The 7,504-nt window shown below is 47.1% G+C and carries 6 protein-coding genes; 3 read left to right on the forward strand and 3 right to left on the reverse strand.

Features of this window, described 5'->3' with window-relative positions:
• Nucleotides 1-67 precede the first annotated feature (67 nt).
• On the forward strand, nt 68-547 hold the full coding sequence (locus ABDW16_RS11485; RefSeq protein WP_343669872.1) for a hypothetical protein: 480 nt from the start codon (nt 68-70) through the stop codon (nt 545-547).
• An 83-nt stretch (nt 548-630) separates the two neighbouring features.
• Nucleotides 631-1,542 carry a bestrophin family ion channel gene (locus tag ABDW16_RS11490; protein WP_343669873.1) on the forward strand — a complete coding sequence of 304 codons (912 nt, stop codon included), beginning with the start codon at nt 631-633 and terminating at the stop codon, nt 1,540-1,542.
• Nucleotides 1,543-1,702: 160 nt separating this feature from the next.
• Here ABDW16_RS11490 and ruvB read toward each other — a convergent pair whose 3' ends face one another.
• Nucleotides 1,703-2,731, reverse strand: coding sequence for a Holliday junction branch migration DNA helicase RuvB (gene ruvB, locus ABDW16_RS11495; protein WP_343669874.1), 1,029 nt, complete (start codon nt 2,729-2,731; stop codon nt 1,703-1,705).
• Nucleotides 2,732-2,811: 80 nt separating this feature from the next.
• On the opposite strand from ruvB, the gene ABDW16_RS11500 reads away from it, so the two are divergent.
• Nucleotides 2,812-4,104, forward strand: coding sequence for a M20/M25/M40 family metallo-hydrolase (locus tag ABDW16_RS11500; RefSeq protein ID WP_343669875.1), 1,293 nt, complete (start codon nt 2,812-2,814; stop codon nt 4,102-4,104).
• Here the strand turns inward: ABDW16_RS11500 and ABDW16_RS11505 are convergent.
• Nucleotides 4,093-4,761, reverse strand: coding sequence for a peptidoglycan DD-metalloendopeptidase family protein (locus tag ABDW16_RS11505; protein WP_343669876.1), 669 nt, complete (start codon nt 4,759-4,761; stop codon nt 4,093-4,095). The two genes, ABDW16_RS11500 and ABDW16_RS11505, sit on opposite strands and share 12 nt — an antisense overlap.
• Nucleotides 4,762-4,800: 39 nt before the next feature.
• Nucleotides 4,801-7,504 (reverse strand): class I tRNA ligase family protein (locus ABDW16_RS11510; RefSeq protein WP_343669877.1); only part of this gene is annotated, 2,704 nt, incomplete at its 5' end.

The following is a 7,504-nucleotide window of genomic DNA, read 5'->3' on the forward strand; positions in this document are numbered from 1 at the left end:
CTCTTTTATCTCCTGCTTACGGGTTCCTAATCCCGTGGAAATAGCTTTGTGTTATAAATCAAAGCACATGAAGCATATTTTGATTCCTACAGATTTTTCCATCAGGTCTCTTCGTGTAGTTCATCATGTTGTAGATCGCTTTGGGGCTGGTGAACCCTTGAAAATTGTGATGATGCATGCCATGCAGATGCCGGGTTCTATTATGGACCTGATGATGCTGTCAAGGAGGTCCTCACACTATGACCTGATTACTGACGATTATAAAGAAGCCAGTGAAATATTAAAGAATAAATATGGCTCAGCCATTCAGTCGCTGAAAACCGAGTTCCTAATGGGCCGCAGCAATGGCGTGTTCCGCAACTTTTTGTTGTACCACAATATTGATGCGATTGTATGTCCAGCTGAATTCAATTTCCGCAAGGCATCGCCCTACAGCTATGACCCGGCAGAACTGATCAGGAAGAGCAACTACCCCGTACATCATGTATCCCTGAAGAAGAAAGAAAGGATGCTGGTGTCGGCAATGTCCGAACTATTTGAAATATAATAGATGTGTCTGTTTGAGTAGTGCTCTTTCCCTTTACGGAGGGGGGAGCGCTATTTGTATATCATTTCTAAACTACAGGTCTTATGCTACTCAAGAAAAATATACCCTTTAAGTATGTATTTGGGAAGGTCAAGTATGAAATTGCGTTGGTTGTATTATATACGCTTGTGATAGTGTTAATACATGACCGGTTTAATCTGCAGGAAACCATCAACATACCATTGACTGTACCGATGATTATGGGTACAGTAATATCGCTGCTGCTGGCATTCAGGTCTAACCAGGCTTATGATCGCTGGTGGGAAGCCCGCACCATATGGGGGGCAATTGTGAACGATTCCCGCTCTTTTACAAGAGAGGTGCTCACCTTTATACATAGTAATGAATTTCCTGAAGAGGCAGAGCGGATGCGCGAAAGAATGATCCGTCGTCAGATGGCATGGTGTTATTCATTGGGCCAGCAGCTGAGAGGATTGTCGGCTACAGAAGGATTGGAGCGACTGATACCCAAGAGAGAAGTGGCTTATGTAGCACGCTTTGCGAATGTGCCGATGGCACTGCTGGAGCTGCATGCAAAAGATTTGCAGCATGCGTTGCAGCGAGACTGGATCAATGCTTACCAGCAGGTACAGATCGATTCTACCCTGAATAAATTCAGTGATTCAATGGGTAAGTGTGAGCGTATTAAGAATACCGTATTTCCTTCAACCTACAGCTTGTATATACATTTTGCATTGAACTTCTTTATCATGTTATTACCGTTTGGAGTGATAGAGTTTTTTGGTTGGGTGGCAGTGCCGCTGGTAGGTGCGATTGCAGCGTCTTTCCTGTTGATTGAAAAGATGGCAATACACCTGCAGGATCCGTTTGACAACAAACCTACTGATACGCCAATGACGAGCATTGCGCGTACCATTGAAAGGGATCTGCGGCAGATGCTGAACGACAATCATGTACCGGAAACACTGCCTGTGTATTCTTATTATGTGATGTAGTAGTTATATATATTGGTAAAGAATGATTGGTACGGGAGGGAGTAAAAAAGAAGCATAGATTGGTTAAAGATTCAGCAAATTCCCTGATCATCGTTTTGAGGAGGAAGGGCTGACCAGCGATACAGTGGTCAGCCCTTTAGTATTTTTGAAGCGGTTTGTTTTAAAATAATAAACCGCCGCTAGCCCCACCTCTGGGCGTTTTGCCGAGGTGTACATATGCTTTCTCAGTTACTTCCCTTCCACGTGGGGTGCGCTTGATGAATCCTTCCTGTATGAGGAACGGTTCATATACTTCTTCCAGTGTGCCGGGTTCTTCGCCTACAGCAGTAGCGATGGTGGTAATACCAACGGGACCGCCTTTAAAGTTTTCGATAATGACCTGCAGGATACGGTTATCCATTTCGTCCAGGCCGTATTCATCTACGTTCAGGGCTTTCAGGCTGAATTTGGCAATATCCAGGTCGATGGTACCATTGCCTACTACCTGTGCAAAGTCTCTTACTCTTCTCAGCAAGCCGTTGGCAATACGGGGGGTGCCCCGGGATCTCCGCGCTATTTCCATCGCAGCCTCGCTGGTGATCTTTGTATCCAGCAGGCCGGCGGCGCGCCAGATGATCTTTTGCAGGGTGGCGGCGGTATAGTATTCCAGCCTGGATTTAATGCCGAAGCGGGAGAGCAGGGGAGCCGTGAGCAACCCTGAGCGGGTAGTGGCCCCTATCAATGTAAACGGATGCAGTGAAATCTGGATGGCACGGGCACTTGGACCGGTATCGATCATGATATCAATACGGTAGTCTTCCATGGCAGAATACAGGTATTCTTCCACCACGGTACTGAGCCGGTGAATTTCATCTATGAACAGCACGTCCTTAGGCTCGAGGTTGGTGAGCAGACCGGCCAGATCACCGGGTTTCTCTATCACAGGGCCTGAGGTTTCACGGATGTTGACCCCCATTTCGTTGGCGACAATGCGTGACAGCGTTGTTTTACCTAATCCGGGAGGACCGTGAAAGAGCACATGGTCCAGTGCCTCACCTCTTAATTTGGCCGCCTTGATAAAGATCTTGAGGTTCTCAATAATCTGGTCCTGCCCTGAGAAATCCATAATTTCCTTAGGGCGAATGCTGTTTTCAAACTCCTTTTCGGCCGCACTTTGGCGGGCTTCATCTGGTCTTAGCGGATTCGACATATCAGGGTGAAAGTTACCAAAAAATCGCCTGCGGCAGCTTCGAATTTTCGGTTATATTTGATAATTAGCAACCTCCCAATATGAAACAAACGCGCATTTTAACCCTCCTTTTCAGTGTATCCACCCTCGCCACATATGCACAGGACATTAAGGAGCAGGAAGTAAAACGTATTATCTCTACCCTTGCCGCCGATGATATGCAGGGCCGTAAAACCTTTGAGCCCGGTATTGAAAAAGCTGCCCGGTTTCTTGAAAAAGAATATGGCAAAGCTGGTCTTCAACCATTGACTGGTGCAACTAGTTTCCGCCAGGCATTTCATCGCTTCAATACTACCCCGGGTATACAGGAACTATACCTGAACGGGGAAAGGGTGAATGATGGCAGCGTTATCGTGCTCAGTGTAGCACCCAACATCGACTGGAATGAAAAGAGCGATGTTGCTTCCGTATCATTGCCAGCTTCAGAACAATTTTATGAATCCCTGAGAAAACTCAGAGAAGTAAAAAAGAATACCATTGTATGGGTAGATACCGCCCATACAGCAGATTTCAGAAAGTTCTACGAAAGTGTACAGGCAAGAGGGGGCAAAAACCAGGATAGCCTGTCTACGGTTGTATTGGTACTCAAACAGGCAGAAGATGTAAAAAGTTGGCAGGTGAAAGCCAGTCAGCAGGTAACCCCATTGTACCTCAGCAACATCGTCGGCATGATCAGGGGAAGTTCCAAACCAGACGAGTATGTTATTTTCTCCGGTCACTACGATCACCTGGGCATCCTGACACCCGTGGGTACAGACAGTATTGCCAATGGAGCAGATGATGATGCCAGCGGTGTAACGGCGGTAGTGATGCTCGCGAAGTATTACAAGCAGCATCCGCCTGCCAGATCTATCATCTTTGTTGCATTTACCGGGGAAGAAATGGGGGGGTATGGTTCTAAGTATTTCTCCCGGCAGCAGGACCCTGAAAAGGTGATAGCGATGTTCAATATTGAGATGATCGGAAAAGAGTCCAAATTCGGTAAGAACAGTGCCTTCATCACTGGTTATGAGCGTTCTGATTTTGGTAAGATCCTGGAGAAAAACCTGCAGCACTCTGTCTTCCATTTCTACCCCGATCCTTATCCTGACCAGCAGTTGTTCTATCGTTCAGACAATGCAACGCTTGCCAGGCAAGGTGTACCGGCGCATACTATATCTACCGACCAGATTGATTCGGATAAACTTTACCACAGCGTAGGCGATGAAGTCAGCTCATTGGATATTAAGAATATCACTTCAACTATACAGGCCATTGCAATCAGTGCACGCAGCATTGTAGATGGTACAGATACGCCCACAAGGATAGATAAAGAAGGCGTATTAAAACGCTAAGATGAGATTAGGATCAGGGCAATTGGCCAGGTATCTTTCTCTTTCGCTATAACGGCATACGCCAGGATAGTCTCCCGCCTTCCCTTCCATATCGATAATGAGCTGGAAGTGAAGGTGTGGAGGCCAGTGGCCATTTTCTGCCAGCGGCCCGAAATGGGCGATTATCTGACCTGCAGCCACAGGTGCGTCGATCTTTAACCCTTCCAGGTCAGCTACACTCAGGTGCCCATACAAGGTGTGAAAGGTAACACCATCCAGTACGTGTTTTAAGATGATCGTAGCCCCGTAATCACCATGGCCATCATTGAATTGAAAACTATGTACACACCCATTCAGTGGCGCATACACAGGTGTGCCTACAGGCCCCCAGATATCTACAGCGAGGTGAAACCGTCTGGGTTCATCGCCGGTATCGAAATGTGCGTTACGGGAATAAATGGTTCTATGTTCACCATATCCGCCTATACCAAAGGCCGCATTGTGCGTTGCCAATAGCTGGGTGACATAGTCACTGAAACGATGTTCATCGTCCAGTATTTCGTTTGTAAGGGCTGTATTAGCGGCAGTCAGGTCCATGGGATAGAGATGATCCTTAGCAGGATCGAAGAGAACGACTGGCTGAAACGGCTGATGGCGTTGTAAGATTTTGGTTAACATAGTAAAAAGGAAGGCTGGCTCAATGCCAGCCTTGATTTATTATACAACAATATTGATCATTCTTCCTTTCACGATCACTACTTTCTTGACAGGCTTGCCTTCAATCCATTTCTGTACGACCTCGTTGGTCATTACAGTCTGTTCGATAACGGCGTTGTCTGCATCCAATGGAAAGCCCAGTTCAGTACGGGTTTTACCATTCACTGCGATAGGGTAGTTGAATGCGTCTTCTTTTACATATTTCTCTTCGAATACAGGGTAAGCTGCATCGAGAATGCTGGTTGTATTGCCCAGCAGGTGCCAGAGCTCTTCAGCAATATGCGGTGCATAAGGTGTGAGCAGGATCAGTACTGGTTCCAGCACGCTGCGCTTGTTGCACTTCAGACTGCTCAGTTCATTCACACAGATCATGAACTGGCTCACAGCGGTATTGTAAGAGAAGTTCTCAGTGTCGCTGTCGATTTTCTGGATGGTTTTGTGCAGGACCTTCAGTTCTTCGGGTGTTGCGTCACCATCTTTTACGATCAGGCCTTTCTGCTCATCAGCAAAGAGGCGCCAGAGTTTTTTGAGGAAGCGGTGTACACCTTCGATGCCTTTGGTATCCCATGGTTTAGATTGTTCTACCGGACCAAGGAACATTTCGTACATGCGGAAGGTATCGGCGCCGTATTTTTCGACAAGTACATCCGGGTTTACGGTATTGTACTTGCTCTTACTCATTTTCTCTACTTCAGATTTGCAGGTGAACTGGCCATCCTGCAATAAGAAGATCGCGTTTGCAAAGTCTGCTTTCCATTTTCTGGCAGCGTCTATATCCAACACTACACCATCAACGAAGTTTACATCCACGTGGATATAACTTTCTATCACATAGTTTACCTGCATAGAATTCAGGAACTCTGCTAAAGGCGCATCCTGTACCCTGATCAGCTCAATAATATCTTTGATACGGATATCGCCGAAACTATTAGAGATATACACCTGTTTATTATCCGGCAGTGTGATTGGTTCTATTTCATCTGCACCTACGTGGTGGTCGCTGTGGATGAACCTTAAACGCTTTACAAACCTTGAAGATCCCTGAATCATACCCTGGTTGATCAGCTTCCTGTAAGGCTCATCAAAACCAATGTATCCGAGGTCAAACAGTACCTTGGTCCACAGGCGTGAATACAGCAGGTGACCTACTGCATGCTCTGTACCGCCTATATACACATCTACCTGGTTCCAGTAGTCAGTTGCCGCCCGGCCTGCAAATTCTTCTTTATTAGAAGGATCTGCATAGCGCAGGAAGTACCAGCTACTACCTGCATAACCAGGCATGGTGTTAGTTTCACGTCTGGTATTTGCATCTATATTCACCCAGTCAGTGATGTTAGCCAGTGGGCCTTCACCATCTTCACCTGGTTTATAAGTCTCTACATGTGGCAATTCAACAGGCAGATCCTTTTCGTCTACAGCATATGGAATACCGTTTTTGTACACGATCGGGAATGGCTCTCCCCAGTAACGCTGGCGGCTAAAGCCCGCATCACGCATTCTGAAGTTAGTCTGTTTTTTACCGATGCCCATGGCTTCTACCTTATCAGCTACGAGTTCCATCGCCTGCCTCATTGGTACGCCATTCAGGAAATCGCTGTTCTGCAGCACTGCATCCTTGGTAGGGTTTGCTTCTGCGCCAGTGAAATCGGCACCAAGGATATTCGTAATAGGAATATTAAAGTGTTTCGCAAAGCCGAAATCACGTTGGTCGCCGCAAGGCACTGCCATGATCGCACCAGTACCATAGCCAGCCAGTACGTATTCAGAGATCCAAACCGGGATCCGCTTACCGTTGAAAGGATTCAGTACATAAGCCCCGGTAAAGCAACCGGTGATTTGCTTCACCTCTGCCATACGCTCACGCTCGGAGCGGCTCTGTACATAATCCAGGTATTTTTCTACGGCTGCTTTATTCTCAGGAGTGGTGATTTTAGTCACCAGTTCATGCTCAGGAGCCACCACCATGAAGTCCACACCAAAAATGGTATCAGGGCGGGTTGTATATACTCTTAACCCTTCATTGTCAATGCCGTCAAATTTAAAGGTAATCTCGGCACCCTGGCTCTTACCAATCCAGTTACGCTGCATTTCCTTCATGGCATCGCTGTAGTTCACAGTTTCCAGACCTTCCAGCAAGCGGTTTGCATATTCGGTGATACGGAGGAACCACTGACGCATTTTCTTCTTTACTACGGGGAAACCACCACGTTCACTTACACCGTTCACTACCTCATCATTAGCCAGTACGGTACCCAGTTCCGCACACCAGTTCACCTCAGCATAAGCGAGGAAAGCGATGCGGTATTGCATGAGGATCTCCCGCTGACGAGACTCATCATAGCCTTTCCACTCTTCAGCAGAGAAGGTGAGGGTACGGTCACCGGGGCATTCATGGGTTGCATTACCTTCTTTTTCAAAGATGGCAATCAGTTCAGGAATGCGTTTAGCTTTCTGGGCACTACGGTCAAACCAGCTGTCGAACAGCTGGAGGAAGAGCCATTGTGTCCATTTATAGTAATCGGGGTTGCTGGTGTTCACTTCTCTTTCCCAGTCAAAGCAGAACCCGATATTATCCAGTTGTTTACGGAAGGCCGCAATATTTTCGGCAGTAGTTACCGCAGGATGCTGACCTGTTTCCAGGGCATACTGTTCTGCTGGCAGGCCAAAGGCATCCCATGGGCTGGGATGCCTTTGGCCTGCC

It is taken from the genome of Chitinophaga sp. (assembly GCF_039596135.1).
Taxonomy (GTDB): domain Bacteria; phylum Bacteroidota; class Bacteroidia; order Chitinophagales; family Chitinophagaceae; genus Chitinophaga.